This is a genomic window from Mixta intestinalis, assembly GCF_009914055.1.
Classification (GTDB): domain Bacteria; phylum Pseudomonadota; class Gammaproteobacteria; order Enterobacterales; family Enterobacteriaceae; genus Mixta; species Mixta intestinalis.
The window spans coordinates 3113536-3139206 of the sequence record NZ_CP028271.1; the positions used below are offsets into that span (position 1 = coordinate 3113536).

Genomic DNA, 25671 nt, shown 5'->3' on the forward strand with positions numbered 1-25671 from the left:
GGCCAGGCCGGGCTTCCAGGGTTATTCTGCCATAATAGTAGTATGCAGAAAGTCACCGGGCCTGCCCGTAAACAGGAGAAATTTCGGGGCCAGCGTCACGCCCCAATTTGTCAGGCGCGGCGTTGACGCACCGCTTCAAACAGGCAGATACCGGTTGCTACGGAAACGTTCAGCGAGGAGACGCTGCCCGCCATCGGCAGACTAATCAGATCGTCACAGTGCTCACGAGTCAGGCGGCGCATACCTTCCCCCTCGGCACCCATCACCAGCGCCAGCGGCCCGGTCAGTTTGCTTTCCCAGAGATCGTGCGTCGCTTCGCCTGCGGTACCGACGATCCAGACATGATATTCCTGTAGCAAACGCATGGTACGCGCCAGGTTAGTCACGCGAATCAGCGGAACATTCTCCGCCGCGCCGCAGGCAACCTTCTTCGCCGTCGCGTTAAGCTGCGCTGAACGATCCTTCGGTACGATGACCGCATGTACCCCAGCCGCATCAGCGCTACGCAGGCAGGCACCGAGGTTGTGGGGATCGGTAACGCCGTCGAGGATCAGTAGCAGCGGGGAGTCAATGGAAGCTAACAGGTCGGGCAGATCGCCCTCCTGATAGTGCCGTCCCGGTTTGACCTGCGCCACGATGCCCTGATGCACCGCACCTTCTGATTTGCTGTCCAGCCACTGACGCGTGGCTATCTGGATAACAATACCCTGCGCTTCCAGCGCGGCGATCAACGGCTGTAAACGACGATCGTCTCGACCTTTAAGAATCCAGACCTGCTGAAAACGTTGCGGATCGCGCTCTAACAGCGCCTGTACGGCGTGAATGCCGAAAATTACTTCACTCATGTTTTATCCGATGCTGGTTACGGGCGGCCCCTGCCGCCCTCTGGCCTGCGGCGCGACAGGGTTCGCCTGTAACTGCCGCCTACGCCTCTTTTTTCTTCGCTGCGCGCTTCGCTTTGGTTGCGGCGGCGATTTTACGGGTTTTTTCCGAAGGTTTTTTCGCTTTTTTCTCGCCTTTCACTTTTGCTGACTTTTTGCCTTCGCCACGGAAAGCTTCATTTGGCTCGAAATTAACGTTTTTACGCATCTCGCGACGGCGCTTGTTATGCGCTCCGGCACCGCCTTTCTTCGCCTTCTCGCGCTCCGTTTTGCCTTCACCACGCGGACGACGCTGGCTGGAAATCAGCGCGAAATCGATCTTACGCTCATCCATATGCACCGCTTCCACCCGAACTTCAACGGTATCGCCCAGGCGATAGGTGCGTCCACCCGATTCACCAATCAGGCGCTGGCCTACGGCATCAAAGCGGTAGTAATCATTATCCAGCGTGGAGACATGTACCAGGCCGTCGATAAAGAGATCGTTCAGGCGCACAAAGAAACCGAAGCCGGTGACGCTGGCGATCACCCCGGTAAAGGTGTTGCCTACCTGATCCTGCATGAAGTCACACTTCAGCCAGTCCGCCACGTCACGTGTGGCTTCATCGGCACGGCGTTCGGTCATTGAACAATGGAGGCCCAGCTGCAACATCTGCTGCATATCGTAGTGGAAGCCGCCGGTCGGCGTGCTGTTACCTTCCAGCTTGCCCTGCTGCTGGGCGATCAAATATTTGATGGCACGATGCAGCAGCAGATCAGGATAACGGCGAATTGGCGAAGTAAAGTGCGCGTAAGAAGAAAGCGCCAGACCAAAGTGCCCACGGTTTTCCGGATCGTAAACCGCCTGTTTCATCGAACGTAGCAGCATAGTTTGCAGCATTTCATGATCGGGGCGATCGGCGATAGTTTCCAGCAGCTCGGCGTAATCCAGCGGCTGCGGCTTACTGCCACCCGGCAGAGAGAGGCCAAGTTCCGCCAGCACGGAACGGAAACTTTTGATGCTGTCATCGCTGGGGCGATCGTGATCGCGGAACAGTGCTGGCTCCTGATGCTTCTCAACAAAGCGCGCCGAGGCAATATTCGCCAGGATCATGCACTCTTCAATTAGCTTATGCGCATCGTTACGTACGGTACGCTCTACACGCTCAATGCGGCGCTCGGCGTTAAAGATGAACTTCGCCTCTTCCGTTTCAAACGAAATGCCGCCGCGCTGCTCACGCGCCTTCTCCAGCACCTGATACATGCGGTGCAGCTCTTCGATATGCTTCACCAGCGGCGCATACTGTTCGCGCAGCTCAGGATTGCCCTGCAGGATCGCCCACACTTTGGTGTAGGTCAGTCGCGCATGGGAATTCATCACCGCTTCATAGTGCTTGTAGCCGGTCAGTTTACCGCTGGCAGAAACGGTCATTTCGCATACCATACACAGGCGATCTACCTGCGGATTAAGCGAGCAGAGCCCGTTAGAGAGCACTTCCGGTAGCATCGGCACGACCTGCGACGGGAAATAAACCGAGGTGCCGCGATTATGCGCTTCATTATCCAGCGGCGTACCGGGACGCACATAATAACTGACGTCAGCGATAGCTACCCACAGACGCCAGCCACCACCGCGCTTTTTCTCACAGTAAACAGCGTCATCGAAATCACGCGCGTCTTCGCCATCAATGGTCATCAGCGGCAGCTGACGCAGATCGACGCGCCCCTGCTTCGCCTCTTCCGGTACTTCTTCACGCAGCGTAGCTACCTGTGCTTCTACTTCGGCGGGCCAGTCGTGCGGAATTTCATGGGTGCGCAACGCCATATCGACCGCCAGGCCGGTGCCCATGTTATCACCCAGCACCTCAATAATTTTACCGATCGCTTTAGTGCGGCGCGTCGGGCGCTGTACCAGTTCCACCACTACCACGAAGCCCATGCGAGCATTCATGATCTCTTCCGGCGGAATCAGGATATCGAAACTCAGGCGGCTGTCGTCCGGCACCACAAAGCCAACGCCAGCTTCAGTGAAGTAGCGTCCCACAATCTGGCTGTTGCGCGGTTCCAGCACGCGCACCACGCGCGCTTCGCGCGGCGTCCTTTGCGATCCGCACCCAGCGGCTGAGCAAGAATGACATCGCCGTGCATACAGAATTTCATCTGCTCGGCAGAAAGATAAAGATCGTCTTTCTGACCTTCAACGCGCAGAAAACCATAGCCATCGCGGTGACCAATCACTTTACCGCGCAAGCAGGTCGAGACGTTCAGGCAGGACGTAGCACTGACGGCGCGTAAATACCAGCTGTCCGTCGCGCTCCATTGCACGCAGACGACGGCGCAGCGCTTCCAGCTGCTCATCGCCTTGAATATTCATTTCTGCCGCCAGCTCTTCGCGGCTGGCCGGTTTTTCACGTTTTTCTAAATGGGCAAGAATAAACTCGCGACTTGGAATCGGGTTCTCGTATTTTTCAGCTTCTCTTTCCTGAAAAGGATCTTTTGACATAGCGGTTCCTCCGTTGTCAGCAGCCGGTCAGCGTGGGCGTTCCAGGCTCCGGCAGCAAAATTTTATAAAGCGGATGGTTATCCTTCACCAGATCGGCCAACGTATAATTATCCAGCTCGCGCAGGAACTGCTCGGTTGCCGCATTCAGTGCCAGCCGCAGACGGCAGGCGGGCGTGATAGCGCAGATGTCGCAATTCACCAGATGTAGCGGCTCCATTTCCCGGACAACCTGACCGACGATAATTTCCGAGGCCGGCTTTCCAAGGCGAATACCGCCATTTTTACCCCGTACCGCTGCAACATAGCCCAGGCGACTTAACTGATTGATAACTTTGACCATATGATGGCGTGATATGCCATAAGATGCGGTCACCTGCGTAATATTTGTCATCTGGCCGGCCGGTAACGACGCCATATAAATCAGGGCTCGCAGGCCAAAATCGGTAAAACTCGTCAGCTGCACAGTAACCTCAGTGAATTTCTGGTGAATTTCATCCGCTTAGCATAATTATTATCTAATGATGATAAACCAGCCCGTTAATTTAGGGCATTTTTTTAAGCAAGTCGGATTCAGGAAAAGCGGTAAGCAAAAAGGGCGGGGAAAAGAGCGGAGCGCCTGCTGTTATGCACAATACAAAGGCCGGACAGCGTCCGGCCTTTTGCGCAATCAGGCGTCAAACGGGTGACGCAGGATCATGGTTTCGCTACGATCCGGACCGGTTGAGATAATATCAATCGGTACGCCGGTCAGCGCTTCAACACGTTTAATGTAGTCGCGCGCCGCCTGCGGCAGAGCATCAATTGATTTCGCACCAAAGGTGCTTTCGTTCCAGCCCGGCAGCGTTTCGTAAATCGGCTCAATCCCTTCCCAGCCTTCAGCAGCCAGCGGCGTCGTAGTCATTTCGCGACCGTCCGGCATACGGTAACCAACGCAGATTTTAACCTCTTTCAGACCATCCAGCACGTCAAGCTTGGTCATGCAGAAGCCAGACAGGGAGTTGATCTGCACCGCACGGCGTACCGCAACGATATCCAGCCAGCCGGTACGACGACGACGCCCGGTAGTGGCCCCGAATTCGTTGCCTTTCTCACACAGGAACTCGCCGGTTTCATCAAACAGCTCAGTTGGGAACGGGCCTGCACCAACGCGGGTTGAGTAGGCTTTGATGATACCCAACACGTAATCCACATAGCGCGGACCAATACCGGAGCCGGTCGCTACGCCACCTGCGGTGGTGTTAGACGAGGTTACATAGGGATAGGTACCGTGATCGATATCCAGTAGCGTACCCTGCGCGCCTTCGAACATGATCAAATCGCCACGCTTACGCGCGTTATCCAGCAGATCGGAAACGTCTACCACCATGCTGGTCAGGACATCTGCGATCTCCATGACGTCTTTCAGCACTTCGTCATAGTTAACCGCATCGGTTTTGTAGTAGTTAACCAGCTGGAAGTTATAGAAATCAACGATCTCTTTCAGTTTGCTGGCGAAAGTCTCTTTATTAAAGAGATCGCCTACGCGCAGACCGCGACGAGCCACTTTATCTTCGTAAGCCGGGCCGATACCGCGCCCGGTTGTACCGATTGCTTTCGCGCCGCGTGCTTTTTCGCGCGCCAGATCCATCGCAACGTGATATTGCAGGATCAGCGGACAAGCTTCAGAGAGTAACAGACGTTCACGTACCGGGACGCCACGCTCCTCCAGGCCCTTCATCTCTTTCATCAGCGCAGCCGGAGACAGCACAACGCCGTTGCCGATAATGCTAATAACGTTTTCACGCAGAATGCCAGAAGGGATTAAGTGGAGAACGGTTTTTTCACCGTTGATGACAAGCGTATGACCCGCGTTGTGGCCGCCTTGATAGCGCACCACATATTTAGCGCGCTCTGTCAGAAGGTCAACAATCTTACCTTTGCCTTCGTCACCCCATTGGGTGCCCAGTACGACAACGTTCTTACCCATTTTCTTAAAACCACCGATTGCTTAAAAATGGATTCTACCACCATGATTTCTCTCTTTCAGCTCTTTTGGCATACGATTGCGCACTTTTTTGATCGAGATTTAGTCTATGCCGTTGCCCGCTTTTTCCCCTTTTGCGCATGCTACCTGGATATAGGCTTAGCTGCCGCCATGCACACTCAACATATAGTAAATCACCGCGCCAGCTACGACTAATCCACCGCCAAAGCGCTGTAACAGACGATCGGGCAGCTGCGCCAGCGTAACGATCATTCGCCGCCATACGCGCGGCCACAGCATAGGTCCCAGCCCTTCTAATACCAACACTAACGCCAGCGCCATCCAGATTGTTGCTTTCATTATTTTTTATCGACAATGGGAAGAAGCGAGCGATTATGCACACTGGCAGATACGCCGTAAATATGGCTTCAGAAGAAGCGGCGGTAAAAAGCGTGAGCAAATCATTCAGGGCGCGCCGACAGCCACTGACAGAGCAGAATCTCTTTCAGGCAGCGGTAAAAAAGAAACTGGAAAGGAAAAGGAAGAAGAACGGATAAAAAAAGAGCCGACGCAGTGTCGGCTCTGTAAGCAATCTATCCGTTAGCGCGTTGCAGCGCCGGAAGGTGTTTTCATATAGCGGAAGAAATCGCTATCCGGGCTCAGCACCATCACGTTTTGATCGTTATCGAAGCTGTTTTCGTAAGCGCGCAGGCTACGGATAAAGGCGTAGAAGCCCGGATCCTGACTGAACGCATCGGCAAACAGTTTAGCGGCTTCAGCATCGCCCTCACCACGGGTAATCAGCGCCGTGCGCTGAGCTTCCGCCAGCGTACGCGTTACCTGATAATCCGCCTGGGCACGCAGTTTTTCCGCTTCTTCCTGACCCTGTGAACGCTGGCTACGTGCTACCGCTTCACGCTCGGCGCGCATACGGTTATAGATCGCGTCAGACACTTCGGTCGGCAGATTGATCTGCTTGATGCGCACATCAACCACTTCGATACCTAACGCCGCCATACTGTTTGGATTGATGGATGGCTCATTGCTCTTCGTTTCACGTTCAACACGAGCGGCCGCGTGAGCGATAGCATCATCCGCCGCTGGCGTCTGCACTTCATCATCACGTCCGGCGCTGCCGGTATTCAGGGCATCACGCACGTCGGTAGTCAAACGCCCACGAGAATCGGTGACGATATCTTTAACGTCGAGACGGCCCATTTCAGAACGCAAACGGTCGCTGAACTTACGTTTCAGCAGCACTTCAGCCTGTGAAATATCGCCGCCGCCGGTAGCCAGATAGTAGCGGCTGAAATCACTGATGCGCCATTTGATGTAAGAATCGACGATCAGATCTTTTTTCTCTTTGGTCACGAAGCGATCGGCCTGGTTATCCATAGTCTGAATACGCGCATCCAGCGTTTTCACTGACTCCAGGAACGGCATTTTGAAATGCAGGCCCGGCGCGAACACCAGCGGTTTGTTCTCATCATCACGCAACACTTTGCCGAAACGCAGTACGATACCGCGCTCGCCTTCCTGCACCACGAACAATGACGCGTACAGCCCCACCAGTACAACAATAATTAATACGATTAAAGGTTTACGCATCGTTTACTCTCTCCCCTGGCGCTGGGTGTCGTTGCGCTGTGCGTTGGCACGACGCTGATCCATAATGTCCTGCGGACTGAACGACGAACTGCTATTGCTGGCGCGCTCGTTGCTGCCTGAGGCTGGCGGCAGGCGCAGCAGGCTGCTGCTATCCTGAGCGCTGCGCGGCGCACTGGAGGAACTCTGACCGCGCATCAGCTGATCCAGCGGCAGCACCATCAGGTTACTGTTATTGTCGCTGACCAGCACCTTGCGGGTATGGCTCAGCACACGTTCCATCGTTTCGATATAGAGACGTTCTTTGGTGATTTCCGGCGCGGCTTTATATTCCGGCAGGATCTTCGCAAAGCGCGCAACTTCACCCTGTGCTTCCAGGACGACACGCGCTTTATACGCCCGCGCCTCTTCCAGAATACGCTGTGCCTGACCGTTAGCACGCGGCTGTACTTCGTTAGCGTAGGCTTCCGCTTCACGCACGTATTGCTCGCGATTTTCACGTGCGGCGATCGCATCGTCAAACGCGGCCTTCACCTCTTCCGGCGGACGCGCCGCCTGGAAGTTTACGTCCAGTACGGTAATGCCCATATTGTACGGACGAATAGTTTCATCGATCTCACGCTGCGTTTCGCTACGCACCACGGTACGCCCTTCCGTCAGGATACGGTCCATGCTGGAGCGACCAATTACGCCACGCAGAGCGCTATCGGTTGCCTGACGCAGACTGTCATCCGCGCTGGTGACCGCAAACAGATAGCGTTCCGGGTCGGTAACGCGGTACTGCACGTTCATTTCAACGCGCACGACATTTTCATCTGAGGTCAGCATCACGCCAGAAGCGGCAAGTTCACGCACCGCCTCAACGTTTACGGCTCGTACCTGATCGATAAAGGTAGGTTTCCAGTTCAGGCCTGGCTCAACCAGATGGCTAAACTGACCAAAGCGGGTCACTACGCCACGCTCTGCTTCTTTGATGGTGTAAAAACCGCTGGCGGCCCAAATCACTACCGCTGCTGCGGCAACAATACCAACCAGCTTGCCGCCGTTACCGGCGCCGCGTAGGTTATCTCCACCTTTGCCACCGCCCAGACCGCCAAGTTTTTTGCTCAGCTTACGGAAGATATCATCGAGATCGGGAGGCCCCTGCTCGCGTCCTCCTTTGTTTCCCCCAGAGTTGCCGCCTTGATTATTGCTGCTTCCCCACGGGTCGCGGTCTTGTCCGTTATTACCGGGCTGATTCCACGCCATGTTTATACTCCATTTATTATGTGTGCGGTGGTATCCCATGCCGGGATACGCGTTTCAGGCAACATCAGTCAAACAATATAATCGACCAGCATCGGCTCCTGCTTGCACAGACGACGCCAGTCAACAATCGGCATACGTATCGTTAGCCCTACGCTGCCATCCTCTTCATTCCATTCTTTCTCAATGGCCTGCAGCTGATAAAAACGGCTGCGCAGACGCCCCGCTTCCGGCGGCAGGCGCAGATCGTAATGCACAATTTCACCGGAGAGCCGTTCGGTCAACGCCTGAAACAGCAGCGGCAGACCCGCGCCGCTTTGGGCGGAGAGCCAAACGCGCACCGGCAGGTTTTCATCATTGCGATCGATACGCGGCTCGAAGCCTTCCAGCATATCGATTTTGTTCATTATCTGTAGCGCTGGGATGTCGTTGGCTTCAATCTCTTCGAGAACGGTTTCTACCGCTTCGATATTTTCATCCATACGCACATCGGCGGCATCGATAACGTGCAGCAGTAGCGCGGCCTGGCGCGTTTCCTGCAACGTTGCCTTAAAGGCAGCCACTAAATCGTGCGGCAGATGACGAATAAAGCCTACCGTATCCGCCAGCACGACTTCTCCGACATCAGCGACATCAATACGGCGCAGGGTCGGATCCAGAGTAGCGAACAGCTGGTCGGCAGCATAAACATCAGCGGAGGTCACGCTGTTAAACAGCGTGGATTTACCGGCGTTGGTATAGCCCACCAGCGACACCGTAGGAATATCCGCTTTGGCGCGTGCCTGACGCCCCTGATCGCGCTGTTTTTCGACGCGCTCCAGGCGCGACAAAATCTGGCTGATACGGTTACGCAGCAGCCTTCGGTCGGTTTCCAGCTGAGTTTCACCCGGTCCACGCAGGCCGATCCCCCCTTTCTGACGCTCAAGGTGAGTCCAGCCGCGCACCAGGCGCGTGGCGAGATGGCGTAGCTGAGCCAGCTCTACCTGTAATTTACCTTCGTGAGTGCGGGCGCGCTGGGCAAAAATATCCAGTATCAATCCCGTGCGGTCAATCACACGGCATTCGCACAGGCGCTCAAGGTTACGTTCCTGAGCCGGGGTCAAAGCGTGATCGAACAGCACAACGGAAGCACCTGTGGCTTTAACCGCTTCTGCGATTTCGACAGCTTTACCTTCACCGACAAAATATTTGGGATGTGGCGCTTTGCGGCTACCGGTTATCACGCGCAGCGCTTCGACGCCTGAGGAAGAGACCAGCGTTTCAAATTCCTGCAGGTCTTCTGTCTCTTTGTCTTGCGAGAACCAGATGTGTACCAGTATGGCCTGCTCACCGGCATCATAACGGTCAAACAAGCTTAAACCTCTCTAATAAATTGACCAAAACGGGGAAGTTCATTACCTGTTTCCCCGTTCTGGTAGTGCGATGGCAGGGCTTACTCAGCGCTATCACCGTCTTGCTGCTGCGGCTGCGATTGTGCTGCCTGATTATTGCCACCGTGATGATAGTTGCTACCGCCACCAGCGTTGTTGCTATGGTGGGAGACGGCACGGGACGGAACCACGGTAGAGATAGCGTGCTTATACACCATCTGGCTAACCGTATTTTTCAACAAAATCACAAACTGATCGAAAGACTCAATTTGCCCTTGCAGTTTGATGCCATTGACCAAATAAATTGAAACCGGAACACGCTCGCGACGCAGTGCGTTCAAGAACGGGTCTTGTAATGATTGCCCCTTAGCCATTCTATCTTTTCCTTATATGCTTGTTGTTTATTACTAAGAACCCTGCGGCTCTAAATACTGCGTAAAAAATTTGCGCACGATAACGGTTCAATTGTACACATTCACCCGAGGTTCGCATCAAGAACCTGTAATACCCTGTTAAGAGCCTGGTCTGGATGTTCGCTGTCAAGCCAGTGAACATGTTGCCAGCCTCGTAACCAGGTCATCTGACGCTTGGCAAGCTGCCGGGTGGCGCAAATTCCCCGATAAACCATCTCGTCGTATTGAATCTCGCCTTCAAGGTAAGACCACATCTGGCGATAACCCACACAACGAATGGAAGGCAAATCCGTATGCAAATCTCCCCGTGCAAACAGCGCACGCGCTTCAGCTTCAAACCCTGAAGCCAACATTTGTTCAAAACGCAACGCAATACGCTGATGCAATACTTCACGGCTCGCCGGAGCGATAGCGAACTGAACGACATCATAGGGCAGAGCATCACCCGACGTTTTCGTCAGTTCTGTTAAAGTTTTACCCGAAATAAAAAAAACTTCCAGTGCTCGCGAGAGTCTCTGGGGATCATTCGGATGAATACGTGCTCCGGCAGTGGGATCAATTTCACATAATTGGCGGTGCAGAGCTTCCCATCCCTGTTCACGCGCCATTTGTTCTATCCGCTCGCGTACGTCCGGATCGGCCGAGGGCAGTGGCGACAATCCTTCCAGTAACGCTTTGAAATAGAGCATGGTTCCACCAACAAGCAACGGAATACGCCCTTGCGAGACGATATCCGCCATTTCCGCCAGCGCATCACGACGAAAATCGGCAGCTGAGTAAGCTTCCGATGGATCGCGAATGTCCAGCAGACGATGAGGCGCCAGCGCCAGCTCTTCCGCACCAGGTTTGGCGGTGCCAATATCCATGCCGCGGTAAATTAAAGCTGAATCAACGCTAATCAACTCTACCGGTAAATGGTTACGCAGGCTAATTGCCAGCGCGGTTTTACCGGAAGCCGTTGGCCCCATCAAAAAAATTGCCTTAGGCCGGCCCGCCATTTCACTTTCACTCATGCTTCAGGGCGCTTAACGCCGTTTCTGTGTCGATCGGTTGTAATAAACCCGGAGGCGGCGACTTCAGCAGCGTCGGGCAGAGCCTTTCAACATCCGCCAGCAACGCGATCGCCTGTGAGTGATTCCAGCGCGTATCGTCCAGCTCCGCCTGTCGCGCCAGCCACTGGGCCAGCAACGTCGGCGAAATGTCCTGCTGACGGGCGAGATAGCCTAACAGTTCTGGAATCAAGATTTGTAAATTTTGTTGGCGCAATGGTAAAGGCACCGCGCGAAGCGTCACATGCTGCCCATCGTTTTGCAAATCGATGCCGAGCAGACGCAATAAATCGGCCTGCTGCTGCATTGCCTCGCGCTCCGGCACAGCCAGTTTCAACCGTACCGGAATCAGCAGTGGCTGCGGCTTCAGCCCTTCTTCGCCCGGTTCCAGCTGCGCCTGACGCAGCCAGCGAGACGCAACCGCCAGCGCTATCATTGCCAGGCCGCCCTCTCTTTCCACCACCGCATAGCGATCGTGCAGCACGGTTAATACCCGCCCCAGGCTTTGGCTGTGGGCGCGCAGCGGCGCTTCCGCAACAACCGGGCGCTGGGCACGCGGCGGCGGCGATTCTTCCGCGCGCGGCGCAGGCGTTTGCAACAGCTGCTGGTAAAGCGCCCCTTCTCTTTTCTGGTAGCCCGGCTGTTGTTGCGGCCAGCCAGCGCTCGTTCCCCCTTTTCCTGAGGCGTGACCCGCAGAGGAGGCGCGGGGCGATGAGCCCGCTCCCGACGAAACAGGCATCCGCTCGGCGGGTTCAGGCGGTGGGCTGGAGAAGTGGTTACCGCCCGCCGCCTGCCGGTTCTCTGGCTGCCAGCGTGGCATCTCCTGCTCGTCGTTTAACGGTAGCCGTTCCGCTCCGCTTTCCTGCAAGACGCTAATGACGCCCTGATAGATAAAATCGTGCACCAGCCGCGACTGATGAAAACGCACCTCATGCTTCGCCGGATGGACATTAACATCTACCTGATGCGGATCGATTTGCAGATAGAGCACGTAGGCAGGCTGATGCTCGCCGCCCAGCTTATCCTGATAGGCCTGACGTATTGCGTGATTGATTAATCTGTCACGCATCATACGTCCGTTAACGTAGCAATATTGCAGCTCGCTAACCTGCCGGGCACCGGCCGGATCGGCCACCCAGCCACGCAGCAGCAGATCGCCATGCTGCCACTCAATTTTCAGCGCATGCTCCATAAAAGTGGCACCGCAGATTGCACCCAGCCGCCGCAGCTGTTGGTTTTCCTGCGCTGCGGCGCGATACTGGCGCACCAGCTTACCGTTGTGCGTCAGCGAAATAGCGATATCGAAGCGTGCCAGCGCAATGCGCCGCACCACCTCATCAATATGGGTAAATTCTGTTTTCTCAGTACGCAAGAATTTACGCCGCGCGGGCGTATTGTAAAAAAGATCGAGCACCTCCAGCGTGGTGCCTGGCGGGTGTGCCGCAGGCTTCACCGTCACCGTCATATCGCGCCCTTCTGCATAGGCCTGCCAGGCCTCACTCTGATCGGCAGGACGCGAAGTCAGCGTTAAACGTGAAACCGAACTGATACTGGCCAGCGCTTCGCCACGAAATCCGAGGCTAACGATCGCTTCCAGATCGTCAAGCGAGGCGATTTTGCTGGTAGCGTGACGCGCCAACGCCATCGCTAATTCTTCTTTGCCGATGCCGCTGCCGTTATCACGAATACGAATCAGTTTGGCACCGCCTTTTTCAATATCGATATCGATACGCGTGGCACCGGCATCAAGGCTGTTTTCCACCAGCTCCTTCACGACCGATGCCGGGCGCTCGACCACTTCACCGGCGGCGATCTGGTTAGCTAACTGGGGCGGCAGGATCTGAATGGGCATCGGGCATATCCTCAAACTGGCGTAAAACAAAGGCGTCACGCGACCTGAGCGTAACGGGCCCGCGGCCCGCCACAGTTATGAAGCGGGGATCTTTAACGTTTGCCCCAGCATCACGTTGGTCGATTTCATATTGTTAGCTTGCATGATCGCCTGCGCGCTGACGCCATAGTGAACCGCAATAGCGGTCAGCGAGTCACCACGAACCACTTTATGACGCAACGGGCGACGGCTGACGGATGCCGTAGCGGCAGACGCAGCGCCGTTGGCAGGCACCTTCAGACGCTGCCCTACCCAGACGCTCTGCTTTTTCAGCTGGTTCAGCTGCGTCAGCGTACTCATGGAAACGCCATAGCGCGCGGCGATTCCCGATAGCGTTTCTCCCCGTTTAACCACGTGGCGCGTTACCGGTCCGGTATAGGTTACCGGAGAACTGGCGCGATTCGCTTTAACTTCAACCGCCGTTGCGGACGCCAACGGGCGGTTTTCCTGCTTTGGGACGGATTGTAACGGATGCGTCAGGAAGTAGCTGCGCAGGCCGCGATAGATCGACCCGGCAATCTTCTCCTGATACGCGCTGCTTCCCAGCAGCCGCTCCTCCGAAGGATTACTGATAAAACCCGTCTCCACCAGCAGCGAAGGGATATCCGGCGAGCGCAATACGCCCAGGCTGGCATGTTCCGGACGCCGCTTGTGCAGCGATCCGACCTGTTGCAGCTGCTGAATCACTTTTACCGCCACATCATACCCGACGCGCTGCGAATGACCGAACTGTAAATCCAGCACCGCCTGGCTCAGGTAGGGATCGGCCTGGCTGTTCGCCAGCAGATCGCCCGCGCCGCCCAGCAGTTCAGACTGCTTCTCGTGCTGCTCCAGCCAGTTCGCCATTTCGCTATTGGCGCGACGGTTAGAGAGCACCCACACCGACGCACCATGAGCGCTGCGGTTAGGCGCGGCATCGGCATGGATAGAGACCAGCAGGTTAGCGTTCTGCTTACGCGCCACGTCGGAGCGCCCCATTACCGAAATAAAATAGTCGCCGTCTCGTGTCAGAACACCCTTAAACATCGGGTCATCGTTCAGCAACGCCTTCAGCTTACGAGCGATGGCAATAGTAACATTCTTCTCTTTCAGGCCATTAGATCCGATAGCGCCAGGATCCTGACCGCCGTGCCCGGCATCAATCGCGACGATCACCGTATCGTTAGTACCGCTGTTGCTTTGCCCCGGCGCAATCCGACTGTTGCTGTTGGTCACCGTGGTAACTTTATTACCGTTAAAAGGGTTATGCGCTGGCGCAGTGGGCTGTGAACCGGTGCGGGAAGCGCTGCTAACCGACGTGCGCGTCGCGGCGCTCTGTTTGCCGGTGATGGTAAACACCACTTTATAACCGTCGCCGCTGCGCTGGGTGGCGGCACGGGTTTTACCCGCCTGGGTCAGCTCAAATACCAGCCGGATACTTTGGTTATCCTTTGGCTGGCTGGTACGGATGCGCTTTACCAGGTTATTGCCGCTAAATTCCAGCGGTAGCCCCTTGATCACGCCTGACTGGCGGATATCCAGCACCACGCGATCCGGATTACGCAACGGGAAGAAACCATAGATCGGCTGCCCGTTGAAGCTCAGCGTTACCGTCGCCTGGCTGCTGCCGTTCGATACCTGAATATCGGACAGATTCGCCGCCAGCGCGGTTCCTGACAGCAGGCACAGCAGCATCAGCAGTAACACCTTGATGCGTGCCATCATCTGCCATCCTTATGATTTATCACCTGCGCCACCAGCCGCTCGCCCAACGGCGAATGCGCCTTCAGCTGCGCCTCACGTGCCTGATCGACATAGCTCAGGGTGAGCGACAGATCGGGTTCAGGTAATACGCCCGCCCCCTGCTGCGGCCACTCCACAAGGCAAACCGCATCGCCGGTGAAATAGTCGCGGATACCCATAAACTCCAGCTCTTCCGCATCGGCCAGCCGGTAGAGATCGAAATGATAAACCGGACGGGCAAGCTGATGATAAGGCTCGACCAACGTATAGGTTGGGCTTTTTACGTTACCCTGGTGGCCCAGCGCCTGCAAAAACCCGCGGCTAAAGGTGGTTTTCCCCGCGCCTAAATCGCCGTAAAGATAGATGACCACCGCGCTGTCGCAGGCGCGGGCAAGTTGAGCGCCCAATGCGAGGGTTGCAGCCTCGTCAGGCAATGCGATAACACAGGTATTCATGCTTTATTGTTTAACTTCTCAGGATTAACAAATTGATACAGCTCGGAGAACAGATCGGTCGCCAGCATACCGCGTGTGCCAAAGCGCGCCGCCACCGCATCCGCCGCCGCGCCATGTACCACGCAGCCTGCACAGGCAGCATCATACAGGTTCAACTTCTGACCGCACAGCGCGCCAATAATGCCGGAAAGCACATCGCCCATGCCGCCCGACGCCATGCCCACATTGCCGACATCGGCGAAAGCCATCTCACCGCTTTCGCTGGCGATAACCGTTCCTGCCCCTTTCAGCACCACTACGCCGCCATAGCGTTTCACCAGGCGTTGCGCCGCAAGTAAGCGATCGCTTTCTATTTCCGCCGTCGCCACGTTGAGCAGCCGCGCCGCTTCGCCTGGATGAGGCGTAATGATGCGATTCTGACGTTTATCGGGATTGAATGCCAGCAGGTTAAGCGCGTCAGCGTCCCAGAGCATCGGTTTCGGAAAATTTTCCACTCGCCGCAGCGCTTTTTTACCCCAATCTTTCTGCCCTAGCCCTGGGCCAATCACCACGATATCAGCCCATTCCAGCGCCTGCTGTAGCGCCTCATCCGTTAGCGCATCCACCATAATTTCCGGGCGAGCGGCGAGGATGGGAATAATATTATCCTGGTGAGTGAGCACTCGCACTAAACCCGCACCAGTGCGTAACGCCGCCTCCGCCGTCATTCGGATCGCGCCCGCCGTACCACGATCGCCGCCGACCACCAACAGGCGTCCATGATCGCCCTTATGCGACGTGGGCCGCCGTGGTGTTAACCATCGGATTAGCGACCGCGCATCGTAGCGGGCCATCGGTGCCTGCTGTCCTGCCAGCCAGCTATCCAGTCCCAGCCCGTGATAGTACAGCTCGCCAACATAGTCGCGCGCTTTGCCGGTCAGGTGCCCTGGCTTGATAGCGATCGGTGCCAGCGTCGCTTCTGCCGTGATGACCGCACCCGGCACCGTACCGTTCGCTGCTACCAGCCCGGAGGGCATATCTATAGCAAAAACCGGCGCGGCATAACGATTAGCTTTCTCAATCAGCTGTGCATAATCGTCGGCGGGCGCACGGTTCAGTCCGGTGCCCAGCAGCGCATCGACAATAATATCCACCTGCTCCGGCCACGGCGCGTTCGCCGCATGAATTTCACCACCCGCGTTTAGCCAGCCATTGCGTGCAGCTTCTGCTTCTTCAGGTAGCGGGCGCTCACTTTCACAGGCAAGCAGCGTGACCTGATACCCCGCAGCCAGCGCTAATCGCGCCACCACATAGCCATCGCCACCGTTATTGCCATGCCCACACAGCACCAGCCAGTGTCGCGCCTGCGGCCATCGGCAACGAATAACCTCGAATGCGGCAGCGCCCGCACGTAGCATCAGCTCATACAGCGTGATACCCAGACTATCGGCCCCTTCGCTTTCCAGCCGACGCAGCGCCTGCGCAGGCCAGACAGAATGTGGTAAACTGTGGGCGTTTTCTCTCTCTGTATGGTTAGTCATGTCACACCCTCTCGATCTTCAACAACTCGCTCAGGATATAAAACAGTGGGGACTTGCGCTCGGCTTTCAGCAAGTCGGCATTTGCGATACCGATCTCTCACTGGAGGAGCCGCGTCTGCAGGCGTGGCTGGATAAGCAATATCATGGCGAAATGGAGTGGATGGCGCGACATGGCATGATGCGCGCCCGCCCGCATGAACTGCTGCCTGGCACCCTGCGCGTAATTAGCGTCCGAATGAACTATCTGCCAGCGAAAGCTGCCTTTGCCAGCACGCTAAAAAATCCCCGTCTGGGTTATGTCAGCCGCTACGCTTTAGGTCGCGACTATCACAAAGTATTACGCAATCGCCTGAAAAAGCTCGGTGATTTAATTCAGGAACGTTGTGCTGAGGCGAATTTTCGTCCTTTTGTTGATTCAGCCCCCCTTCTTGAACGTCCGCTGGCGGCAAAAGCGGGCCTCGGCTGGACCGGTAAGCACTCACTTATTCTGAATCGCGAAGCAGGCTCCTGGTTCTTCCTCGGTGAGCTGCTGATCAATCTGCCACTGCCGGTTGATCAACCGCAGGAAGAGCAATGTGGTCGCTGTGTTGCCTGCATGACCACCTGTCCAACCGGCGCTATCGTTGAACCCTATGTGGTGGACGCACGCCGCTGCATCTCCTATCTGACCATCGAACTGGAAGGCGCAATCCCCAAAGCATTCCGCCCGCTGATCGGCAATCGTATCTACGGCTGCGACGACTGTCAGCTTATTTGCCCGTGGAATCGCTTTGGTCAGCTGACCGATGAGGATGATTTCTCGCCGCGCGCCGCACTGCACGCGCCGCCGCTGACCGAGCTGTTCGCCTGGGACGAAGCTAAATTCCTGCGCATTACGGAAGGCTCGGCGATTCGCCGCATCGGGCACCTGCGCTGGCTACGTAACGTGGCTGTCGCGTTGGGCAATGCGCCCTGGGATGAGGAAAATATCGTCGCGCTTAGCCGTCGCCTCGGTGAAAACGCCATGCTGGATGAACATATTGAATGGGCCATTGCGCAGCAGAAAAGCAGACGTGCGGAGAATGCGATAGAGGTGCAGCGCCCGCAGCAAAAACGCCTGGTACGCGCCATAGAGAAAGGTTTACCACGCGATGCCTGAGCGGACAGATAATCACCCGTTAGCGCGTCGTTAACTTTTCCACATGCTGTGAATAAAAATAAAAACTCTTTGTCATTCAAATGAAACAAGAAGCGCAAGCGGCCAATCTAACAAATTGAAATATCATCATATTTAATCAAATCAATTAGTTAAACGATCAATGTAAGCAAATAATAACGCTCAGGCGCAGCGGCAAAAAATGACAGCCTGTGGATAAGTCTGTTTAAAGAGATTTAACTTAATGCGCATTGGGCGCTTCTGGCGGGCGTTGCCGCTGTGGATAATTAAAGCAGACAGATAAAATTTGGAGCGGGAAACGAGACTCGAACTCGCGACCCCGACCTTGGCAAGGTCGTGCTCTACCAACTGAGCTATTCCCGCAATGGCGTGGCAAATCGAAGAATCTGGAGCGGGAAACGAGACTCGAACTCGCGACCCCGACCTTGGCAAGGTCGTGCTCTACCAACTGAGCTATTCCCGCCTGGAAAGAAACGGACAACACCGATTTGGAGCGGGAAACGAGACTCGAACTCGCGACCCCGACCTTGGCAAGGTCGTGCTCTACCAACTGAGCTATTCCCGCTTGGTGTTTCCGGGCACTACATAAATTTTGGAGCGGGAAACGAGACTCGAACTCGCGACCCCGACCTTGGCAAGGTCGTGCTCTACCAACTGAGCTATTCCCGCGCCGTAGCCGATTAAAATTCTTCATCGGTACGGGGAGCGCATTATACGAGAAAACTTTTGCCCTGCAAGCCCTTGAGGGCAAAAATTTGTGCTTTCGGTGCATTTGCTGATTTATGCGGCGATATGCGGTTTTTTTAGCCGCCCACGGGCGTTACAGCTGCAGAAAATGCTCGCGATACCAGGCCAGCTCCGCCACCGATTCGCGAATATCATCCAGCGCCTGATGCGTTCCTGCTTTCTTAAAGCCGGTTAAAATTTCCGGTTTCCAGCGCCGCGCCAGCTCCTTCAGCGTACTGACGTCCAGATAACGATAGTGGAAATAGCTCTCCAGTTCCGGCATATATTTAAACAGGAAACGACGATCCTGGCCGATACTGTTGCCACAAATTGGGGAGGCTTTAGCAGGCACCCACTCTTTTAAAAACGCCAGCGTCGCCAGCTCCGCAGCCCGCTCGTCATACTGACTGGCCTTAACCCTCTCCACCAGCCCGCTGCCGGTATGGGTACGTACGTTCCACTCATCCATCAGCGCCAGCTGAGCGGCGGATTGATGCACCGCCAGCACCGGCCCTTCCGCCAGAATATTTAAATCGGCATCGGTTACCAGCGTCGCAATTTCAATAATGCGATCGCGCTCCGGATCTAACCCGGTCATTTCCAGATCGATCCAGATAAGATTGTTTTCATTTGCGCTCATAATCTATTCCGCAGTTAACCGTATCGTCTTCAGGGGCAACAGCGTAAAGCGCCGTCGCGTCGCTCGCCGTAATTCGGCCCAGGGTGTATCATAGACGTTTTGCCTGACCAGGCGAAACCGTCCTAAAGCATGTGAGGAAGAGTGAGCAAAAATAAACTGTCTAAAGGCCAGCAGCGACGCGTTAACGCGAACCATGAACGCCGTCTCAAACAGCGTGCGGAAAAGCCTGAACCCGATGACAGCCTGTTTGGTGAGGCGCAGGATGGCATTGTCATCAGCCGCTTCGGCATGCATGCGGACGTGGAAGATAGCGCCGGTCAGGTACACCGCTGCAATATTCGTCGCACCATTCGCTCGCTGGTTACCGGCGATCGCGTACTCTGGCGTCCCGGCGTTGAAGGCGGTGCCACGGTGAAAGGTATCGTTGAGGCGGTGCATGAGCGCCACTCGGTACTGACGCGCCCCGATTTTTACGACGGCATTAAGCCGGTCGCGGCGAATATCGATCAAATTATTATTGTTTCCGCCATCGTGCCGGAACTGTCGCTGAATATCATCGATCGCTATCTGGTAGCGAGCGAAACGCTGGGCATCGAGCCGCTGTTGGTGCTGAATAAAACCGACCTGCTGGATGAACAAGGTCGCGCCTTCGTTGATGAGCAGATGGATATCTATCGCCATATCGGTTATCGCGTGCTGATGGTGTCCAGCTACGAAAAAGCGGGGCTGGCTGAGCTGGAAGCGGCGCTGACCGGGCGTATCAGTATTTTTGCCGGGCAGTCGGGCGTCGGTAAATCGAGCCTGCTCAACGCCCTGCTCGGTCTTGATCTTAATGATAACACGATCTTAACCAACGACGTTTCCGACGTCTCCGGGCTGGGCCAGCACACGACTACCGCCGCGCGTCTGTATCACTTCCCGCACGGCGGCGACGTGATCGATTCCCCCGGCGTACGTGAATTTGGTCTCTGGCATCTGGAGCCGGAACAAATCACCCAGGGTTTTGTCGAATTCCGTGAGTTTTTAGGCGGCTGTAAATTCCGTGACTGCAAACACGATAACGATCCCGGCTGTGCAATCCGCGAGGCGGTAGAAAACGGGCAGATAGATGAAACACGCTTCGAAAACTACCACCGTATACTGGAAAGCATGGCGCAGGTAAAAACGCGTAAAAACTTTGGCAACGGCGAAGATTAATGCCTTTCGTGCGGCATTATCAGCGCGTTAGCCTAAACAGGCTGGCGCTGCTACAATTCGCCCCCTTTTCTTTAACGTCGCGTGATTAAGCCAGGAGGCTAACGTGTTGGATTCAATTAAACTCGGCCTGAATCATCTGCTCCCTAAAAAGTGGATCACCGAGCTGGCGGGCTGGGCAGCCAGCAAGCGCGCCGGATGGCTCACCAAAGCGGTGATCGATATTTTTGTCTGGTTCTACCGCGTTGATATGTCCGAGGCGAAGAAGCCGGACACCGCCAGCTACCGCACCTTTAATGATTTCTTTGTGCGTCCGCTACGCGACGAGGCGCGCCCGATCGATGCCGATCCTAACCTGCTGGTGCTGCCAGCGGATGGCGCTATCAGTCAGCTGGGTCATATTGAAGGCGATACCATTTTCCAGGCGAAAGGCCACTATTATTCGCTGGAGGCGCTGCTGGCGGGCGATCGTGAGATGGCGGCCCAGTTCCGCGACGGCGAATTTGCCACAACTTACCTGGCTCCGCGCGACTATCACCGCGTGCATATGCCGTGCAACGGTATCCTGCGCGAAATGATCTACGTGCCGGGCGATCTTTATTCAGTTAATCCGCTAACCGCACGCAACATTCCCAACCTGTTTGCGCGTAACGAGCGCGTTATCTGCTATTTCGATACTGAATTTGGCCCGATGGTACAGATTCTGGTAGGCGCAACCATTGTCGGCAGCATCGAAACCGCCTGGAGCGGCACGGTAACGCCGCCGCGTGAAGGCGTAATCAAACGCTGGAGCTGGCCGGGAGCCGATGATGAAGGCGCGGTAGTACTGCTGAAGGGCCAGGAAATGGGCCGCTTTAAGCTGGGCTCAACAGTGATTAACCTGTTCGCACCGGGACGTATTAAGCTGGCGGAAAGCCTGGAAGCCGAGAGCAAAACGCGCCTCGGTCAGCCAATGGCGATGGCGCTGCAACGTACCGATGCGGAAACCGTTCTTCATCACGATTAAGTGCAACCGTGCGTGCCATCCTCTGTTTAATTCTTCTTTTTCTCTTCTCTCTGCCCACCTTCGCCGCCAGCGTACCTGATGCGGCGCAGGTGCGTCAGGAACTGGAGCAGGCTAAATCCGCCAAATCTTCACCGGCCCAGGCCGAACTGGTGCAGACACTGGAGTCAGCATTAAGCTTTCTCGATGCCCGCAACGAATCGCTGGAGCGCGCAAAACAGTATCAGCAGGTGATTGATGATTTTCCCCGGCTGGCGCGTGAGCTGCGTCAGCAGATTGCCAGCCTGAACGATAACGTCCATACGCTGCGCAACGGCCTGACCAGCGCCGAGCTGGATCAGGAGATTTTGCAGGTCAGCAGCCAACTGCTGGAAGAAGGACGGCAGGCGCAACAGGAGCAGGATCGCGCCAGAGAAATCAGTGATTCGCTGAGCCAGCTGCCGCAGCAGCAAACCGAAGCGCGCCGAGCGCTTAGCGAAAGCGAGCGCGGTCTACAGGGGCAGACGGTTGCTTCCGGCGCAATAGCTCAGGCGCAGATTTACGCCCGCCAGGCAGAAGCCGCCTCGCTGAAGGCGCGGGTTGATGAGCTGGAGCTGGCGCAGCTTTCCGCCAACAATCGCCAGGAACTGGCGCGAATGCGTGCCACCGTGCATCAGAAAAAGTCAGAGCAGCTGGATGATTATTTGCAGGCGCTGCGTAACCAGCTAAACGGCCTGCGCCAGCGCGAAGCAGAACTGGCGCTGGAGCGTACCGAGCAGCTGGCAGAAAACAGCGGCGATCTGCCCGCCTCGATTAGCGAACAGTTCCACGTTAACCGTGAACTCTCCTCGGCGCTCAATCAGCAGGCGCAACGGCTCGATCTTATTGCCTCGCAGCAGCGTCAGGCAACCAACCAAACCATTCAGGTACGCCAGGCGCTCAGCACCATTCGCGAACAGTCGCAGTGGCTCGGCGCGTCTAATCTGTTGGGCGAAGCGCTGCGCGCGCAGGTAGCGCGTCTGCCGGAAATGCCGAAGTCGCAGCAGCTGGACAGCGAAATGGGCCAGCTACGCGTACAGCGTCTGAGGTATGAAGATCTGCTCGGTCAACAGCAGCAGCTACGCCAGCTTCATCAGGAAAACGGCGAGCCGCTGACCAGCGAGCAGCGCCGCATTCTTGAAGCACAGATAAAAACGCAGCGCGAGCTGCTCGGCTCGCTGATTTCCGGCTGCGACACGCTGATTCTGGAAGTGACCAAGCTGAAAGTTGCTAACAGCCAGCTGGAAGATGCGCTGGATGAAATCAAAGAAGCCACGCATCGCTATCTGTTCTGGACGGCAGACGTTAATCCGTTAAGCCTCAGCTATCCGCTGGAAGTAGCGCGCGATCTGACGCAGCTGCTGTCGCTGGATACGCTGGGCCAGCTGGGTGGGGCGTTAATGATGATGGTTACCAGCCGTGAAACGGTGCTGCCGATTCTTGGTGCGGTGCTGCTAGTTGGCTTCAGCATTAGCTCACGTCGCCACTATAACGCTTTTCTGGCACGCGCCGCCGGACGCGTGGGTAAAGTCACGCAGGATCATTTTGCCCTGACGCTGCGCACCGTCTTCTGGTCGATTCTGGTCGCCCTGCCCCTGCCGGTCCTGTGGGCCGCGTTTGGCTTTGGTCTACAGCATGCCTGGCCTTATCCGGTGGCGGTGGCGATCGGCGACGGCGTCACCGCCACGCTGCCGCTGCTGTGGGCCTTTATGATCAGCGCCGCTTTCGCCCGTCCGAACGGGCTGTTTGTCGTGCATTTCCGCTGGCCACAGCGCCGGGTGGCGCGCGCCATGCGCTACTACTCGCTCTCTATCGGCTTTATCGTGCCGCTGATTATGTTGCTGATTACCTTCGCTAATCTGGAGGATCGGCAGTTTTCCGCTACGCTGGGACGTCTCTGTTTTATCCTGATCTGCGGCGCGCTCAGTCTGGTAACCGTCAGCCTGAAGCGCGCAGGTATTCCGCTGTGGCTGGATAATGAGGGCAGCGGCGACAACATCATTAACCGCATCCTGTGGAATCTGCTGATTTGCATTCCGCTGACGGCGGCGCTGGCCTCCTGCACCGGCTACCTGGCAACGGCGCAGGCGCTGCTGGCGCGCCTGGAAACCTCAGTCGGCATCTGGTTCCTGCTGCTGGTGATTTACCATATTATCCGCCGCTGGATGCTGATTCAGCGGCGCCGCATCGCTTTCGATCGCGCCCGACAGCGTCGTGCCGATATGCTGGCGCACCGCGCACGTGGCGAAGAAGAGACAACCGCAGATGGCGTGGAGATGGAAGAGCCGGTTATCGATCTGGATGCCATCAGCTCTCAGTCGCTGCGGCTGGTGCGCTCGATCCTGACGCTGATCGCGCTGCTGTCGATGATTGTGCTGTGGTCAGAGATCCACTCCGCCTTCGCCTTCCTGGAGAATATTCGCCTGTGGGATGCCAGCAGCACGGTACAGGGCGTTGAGAGTCTGCATCCGATCACCCTGGGATCGGTGCTGATCGCCATTCTGATTTTTATCATTACTACACAGCTGGTACGCAATATGCCCGCCCTGCTGGAGCTGGCGCTGTTGCAACATCTTAATCTGACGCCCGGCACCGGCTACGCCATTACTACCTTAACCAAGTACCTGCTGCTGCTGATCGGCGGCCTGCTGGGTTTTTCCATGATCGGTATCGAATGGTCAAAACTTCAGTGGCTGGTAGCGGCGCTCGGCGTAGGGTTAGGGTTCGGTTTACAGGAGATCTTCGCCAACTTTATCTCCGGCCTGATCATTCTGTTTGAAAAACCGATCCGCATCGGCGATACGGTGACCATTCGCGATCTGACTGGCAGTATTACCCGTATCAATACGCGTGCCACTACCATCAGCGACTGGGACCGCAAAGAGATTATCGTGCCGAACAAGGCATTTATTACCGAGCAGTTTGTTAACTGGTCGCTATCCGATTCGGTAACGCGCGTGGTACTGACCATACCCGCACCGGCAAGCGCCAATAGCGAAGAAGTGACTGCTATCCTGCGCCGTGCCAGCGAGCGTTGCAGCTACGTGCTTGATACGCCGCAGCCGGAGGTGTTTCTGGTGGACTTGCAGCAGGGGATTCAGCTGTTTGAGCTACGTATTCACGCCGCCGAGATGGGGCACCGCATGCCGCTGCGCCATGAGCTGCATCAGCTGATTTTGCAAGGGTTCCGCGAGCATAATATTGAGATGCCGTTCCCCCCCTTCCAGGTGCGAATGGAGACGGCGGCAAAACGTACCGCCGCCAGCAACGGCGCGCCAGCAGCACGTACTTTTAAATCAGGCGGATTGTAACGGTTTGGCGGGGCTGATGGGGAAGCGGCGTTTGCCCTTCCCCGTGGGCTTAACAGCGATCCACCGGGAACGCGATTACTTCGCTGAGCGATTCCGCTTTCAGCGCCAGCATAATCAACCGATCGACACCCAATGCCACGCCTGAACAGGCTGGCATACCATGCTCCAGCGCGGCAAGCAGATTATTATCGATAGGCTGCTGCGGCAGGCCACGCGCCGCGCGCCGACGATTATCCTGCTCAAAACGCTGGCGCTGTTCGCGTGCATCGGTCAGCTCACGGAAACCGTTCGCCAGTTCAATACCTTTAAAGTAAACCTCAAAACGCTCCGCCACGCGATGGTCTTCGGTACTGATCTCCGCCAGCGCCGCCTGCGTTGCCGGGAAGTGATAGATAAAAGCCGGTTTATCCTGACCGATCTTCGGCTCCACGCCCAGCATAAACAGCAGTTGCAGCAGCGTATCGCGATCCTCTTCGGCGTTCGCCAGCTCACCTTCGCCAAGCTTTTCAGCCGCTTCGCGCAGCTGCGCTTTATCTGCAGAGAGCGGGTCAATATTCAGGTGACGAATGAACGCCTGCTGATAAGAGAGCGACTCCGCTGGCTGGCACTCCAGCACCTGCTGCAACAGATCGTCCACCTCATTCATCAGACGATACATATCATAGTGCGGACGATACCACTCCAGCATGGTAAATTCAGGGTTATGGTGACGTCCCGCTTCTTCATTGCGGAAGCTGCGTCCCATTTGATAGATCGGCCCGCTGCCCGCCGCCAGCAGACGTTTCATATGATATTCCGGGCTGGTCATTAACCAGAGGTCTATACCCTGCGAAGCGCCGGGACCGACAAAACGCGTCTGGAAAGTAACCAAGTGGATATCGGTTACCGTTGCCTGACTCATTGCCGGGGTTTCCACCTCCAGTACACCGCGGTCAGCGAAAAAACGTCGAATTTCCGCCAGGATTTGTCCGCGTTTCAGCAGGTTAGAGATGGGCGCGCTCGGCTGCCAGCTTGCCGTTTCGCTCAT

Annotated in this window: 19 protein-coding genes, 4 tRNA genes and 1 pseudogene; 4 read left to right on the plus strand and 20 right to left on the minus strand. The window is 56.1% G+C overall.

Going from position 1 to position 25671, the window contains the following annotated elements; translation table 11 throughout:
• Nucleotides 1–110: 110 nt before the first annotated feature.
• From rlmB to nnr, 14 genes and pseudogenes are all read right to left on the minus strand, one after another.
• Nucleotides 111–845 (minus strand): 23S rRNA (guanosine(2251)-2'-O)-methyltransferase RlmB, encoded by a 735-nt coding sequence (gene rlmB, locus C7M51_RS14435; protein ID WP_160622427.1) that lies wholly within the window; start codon nt 843–845, stop codon nt 111–113.
• A gap of 79 nt (nt 846–924) precedes the next feature.
• Nucleotides 925–3363 (minus strand): annotated as a pseudogene (rnr, locus tag C7M51_RS14440) (ribonuclease R).
• 16 nt (nt 3364–3379) lie between these two features.
• Nucleotides 3380–3826: a nitric oxide-sensing transcriptional repressor NsrR gene (nsrR, locus tag C7M51_RS14445; RefSeq protein ID WP_160622428.1), complete on the minus strand. Its 447-nt coding sequence runs from the start codon at nt 3824–3826 to the stop codon at nt 3380–3382.
• Nucleotides 3827–4030: 204 nt separating this feature from the next.
• Nucleotides 4031–5329 carry an adenylosuccinate synthase gene (locus C7M51_RS14450; RefSeq protein WP_160622429.1) on the minus strand — a complete coding sequence of 433 codons (1299 nt, stop codon included), beginning with the start codon at nt 5327–5329 and terminating at the stop codon, nt 4031–4033.
• A 156-nt stretch (nt 5330–5485) separates the two neighbouring features.
• Complete coding sequence (locus C7M51_RS14455) at nt 5486–5686, minus strand: DUF2065 domain-containing protein (protein ID WP_160622430.1); 201 nt, start codon at nt 5684–5686, stop codon at nt 5486–5488.
• Between the two features lie 240 nt (nt 5687–5926).
• The gene (gene hflC, locus C7M51_RS14460) at nt 5927–6934 is read right to left on the minus strand and encodes a protease modulator HflC (RefSeq protein WP_160622431.1); all 1008 of its coding nucleotides are present in this window, start codon (nt 6932–6934) and stop codon (nt 5927–5929) included.
• 3 nt (nt 6935–6937) lie between these two features.
• On the minus strand, nt 6938–8179 hold the full coding sequence (gene hflK, locus C7M51_RS14465; protein WP_160622432.1) for an FtsH protease activity modulator HflK: 1242 nt from the start codon (nt 8177–8179) through the stop codon (nt 6938–6940).
• Between the two features lie 68 nt (nt 8180–8247).
• Nucleotides 8248–9528, minus strand: a complete 1281-nt coding sequence (gene hflX / locus C7M51_RS14470; protein WP_160622433.1) for a ribosome rescue GTPase HflX — start codon at nt 9526–9528, stop codon at nt 8248–8250.
• Between the two features lie 80 nt (nt 9529–9608).
• On the minus strand, nt 9609–9920 hold the full coding sequence (hfq, locus tag C7M51_RS14475; protein ID WP_038623882.1) for an RNA chaperone Hfq: 312 nt from the start codon (nt 9918–9920) through the stop codon (nt 9609–9611).
• Between the two features lie 101 nt (nt 9921–10021).
• On the minus strand, nt 10022–10972 hold the full coding sequence (miaA, locus tag C7M51_RS14480) for a tRNA (adenosine(37)-N6)-dimethylallyltransferase MiaA (RefSeq protein WP_160622434.1): 951 nt from the start codon (nt 10970–10972) through the stop codon (nt 10022–10024).
• Entirely contained in the window at nt 10965–12860 is a 1896-nt protein-coding gene (gene mutL / locus C7M51_RS14485) for a DNA mismatch repair endonuclease MutL (protein WP_160622435.1), read from the minus strand. The genes miaA and mutL overlap by 8 nt, the downstream gene beginning before the upstream one ends.
• A gap of 75 nt (nt 12861–12935) precedes the next feature.
• On the minus strand, nt 12936–14603 hold the full coding sequence (amiB, locus tag C7M51_RS14490) for an N-acetylmuramoyl-L-alanine amidase AmiB (protein WP_160622436.1): 1668 nt from the start codon (nt 14601–14603) through the stop codon (nt 12936–12938).
• Nucleotides 14600–15076 (minus strand): tRNA (adenosine(37)-N6)-threonylcarbamoyltransferase complex ATPase subunit type 1 TsaE, encoded by a 477-nt coding sequence (gene tsaE / locus C7M51_RS14495; RefSeq protein ID WP_160622437.1) that lies wholly within the window; start codon nt 15074–15076, stop codon nt 14600–14602. Before tsaE ends, amiB begins: the two co-directional genes overlap by 4 nt.
• Nucleotides 15073–16596, minus strand: a complete 1524-nt coding sequence (gene nnr, locus C7M51_RS14500) for a bifunctional ADP-dependent NAD(P)H-hydrate dehydratase/NAD(P)H-hydrate epimerase (RefSeq protein ID WP_160622438.1) — start codon at nt 16594–16596, stop codon at nt 15073–15075. Before nnr ends, tsaE begins: the two co-directional genes overlap by 4 nt.
• Here nnr and queG point away from each other — a divergent pair.
• Nucleotides 16595–17734 (plus strand): tRNA epoxyqueuosine(34) reductase QueG, encoded by a 1140-nt coding sequence (gene queG / locus C7M51_RS14505; RefSeq protein ID WP_160622439.1) that lies wholly within the window; start codon nt 16595–16597, stop codon nt 17732–17734. The two genes, nnr and queG, sit on opposite strands and share 2 nt — an antisense overlap.
• 305 nt (nt 17735–18039) lie before the next feature.
• On the opposite strand, the gene C7M51_RS14510 is transcribed toward queG, so the two are convergent.
• From C7M51_RS14510 to orn, 5 genes are all read right to left on the minus strand, one after another.
• Nucleotides 18040–18115 (minus strand) — tRNA-Gly (locus C7M51_RS14510).
• Nucleotides 18116–18139: 24 nt separating this feature from the next.
• Nucleotides 18140–18215, minus strand: a tRNA-Gly gene (locus tag C7M51_RS14515).
• A gap of 26 nt (nt 18216–18241) precedes the next feature.
• A tRNA-Gly gene (locus C7M51_RS14520) sits at nt 18242–18317 on the minus strand.
• Nucleotides 18318–18345: 28 nt separating this feature from the next.
• Nucleotides 18346–18421: transfer RNA gene (locus C7M51_RS14525), tRNA-Gly, on the minus strand.
• Between the two features lie 151 nt (nt 18422–18572).
• Entirely contained in the window at nt 18573–19118 is a 546-nt protein-coding gene (gene orn / locus C7M51_RS14530; RefSeq protein WP_160622440.1) for an oligoribonuclease, read from the minus strand.
• A 141-nt stretch (nt 19119–19259) separates the two neighbouring features.
• On the opposite strand from orn, the gene rsgA reads away from it, so the two are divergent.
• From rsgA to mscM, 3 genes are all read left to right on the plus strand, one after another.
• A complete protein-coding gene (gene rsgA, locus C7M51_RS14535) occupies nt 19260–20315 on the plus strand; it encodes a small ribosomal subunit biogenesis GTPase RsgA (RefSeq protein ID WP_160622441.1) in 1056 nt (351 codons plus the stop codon).
• 103 nt (nt 20316–20418) lie between these two features.
• Nucleotides 20419–21318 (plus strand): archaetidylserine decarboxylase, encoded by a 900-nt coding sequence (gene asd, locus C7M51_RS14540; protein WP_160622442.1) that lies wholly within the window; start codon nt 20419–20421, stop codon nt 21316–21318.
• Between the two features lie 8 nt (nt 21319–21326).
• Complete coding sequence (gene mscM, locus C7M51_RS14545; RefSeq protein WP_160622443.1) at nt 21327–24644, plus strand: miniconductance mechanosensitive channel MscM; 3318 nt, start codon at nt 21327–21329, stop codon at nt 24642–24644.
• A gap of 49 nt (nt 24645–24693) precedes the next feature.
• On the opposite strand, the gene epmA is transcribed toward mscM, so the two are convergent.
• The gene (epmA, locus tag C7M51_RS14550; RefSeq protein ID WP_160622444.1) at nt 24694–25671 is read right to left on the minus strand and encodes an elongation factor P--(R)-beta-lysine ligase; all 978 of its coding nucleotides are present in this window, start codon (nt 25669–25671) and stop codon (nt 24694–24696) included.

Bases quoted from the DNA above. Each gene is read 5' to 3' on its own strand.
- C7M51_RS14450 (WP_160622429.1), bottom strand. From the start codon at position 5,329: ATGGGTAAGAACGTTGTCGTACTGGGCACCCAATGGGGTGACGAAGGC.
- hflC (WP_160622431.1), bottom strand. From the start codon at position 6,934: ATGCGTAAACCTTTAATCGTATTAATTATTGTTGTACTGGTGGGGCTG.
- mutL (WP_160622435.1), bottom strand. From the start codon at position 12,860: ATGCCCATTCAGATCCTGCCGCCCCAGTTAGCTAACCAGATCGCCGCC.
- miaA (WP_160622434.1), bottom strand. From the start codon at position 10,972: ATGAGTGAAAGTGAAATGGCGGGCCGGCCTAAGGCAATTTTTTTGATG.
- tsaE (WP_160622437.1), bottom strand. From the start codon at position 15,076: ATGAATACCTGTGTTATCGCATTGCCTGACGAGGCTGCAACCCTCGCA.
- nnr (WP_160622438.1), bottom strand. From the start codon at position 16,596: ATGACTAACCATACAGAGAGAGAAAACGCCCACAGTTTACCACATTCT.
- hfq (WP_038623882.1), bottom strand. From the start codon at position 9,920: ATGGCTAAGGGGCAATCATTACAAGACCCGTTCTTGAACGCACTGCGT.
- C7M51_RS14455 (WP_160622430.1), bottom strand. From the start codon at position 5,686: ATGAAAGCAACAATCTGGATGGCGCTGGCGTTAGTGTTGGTATTAGAA.
- hflK (WP_160622432.1), bottom strand. From the start codon at position 8,179: ATGGCGTGGAATCAGCCCGGTAATAACGGACAAGACCGCGACCCGTGG.
- orn (WP_160622440.1), bottom strand. From the start codon at position 19,118: ATGAGCGCAAATGAAAACAATCTTATCTGGATCGATCTGGAAATGACC.
- queG (WP_160622439.1), top strand. From the start codon at position 16,595: ATGTCACACCCTCTCGATCTTCAACAACTCGCTCAGGATATAAAACAG.
- amiB (WP_160622436.1), bottom strand. From the start codon at position 14,603: ATGATGGCACGCATCAAGGTGTTACTGCTGATGCTGCTGTGCCTGCTG.
- rlmB (WP_160622427.1), bottom strand. From the start codon at position 845: ATGAGTGAAGTAATTTTCGGCATTCACGCCGTACAGGCGCTGTTAGAG.
- epmA (WP_160622444.1), bottom strand. From the start codon at position 25,671: ATGAGCGAAACGGCAAGCTGGCAGCCGAGCGCGCCCATCTCTAACCTG.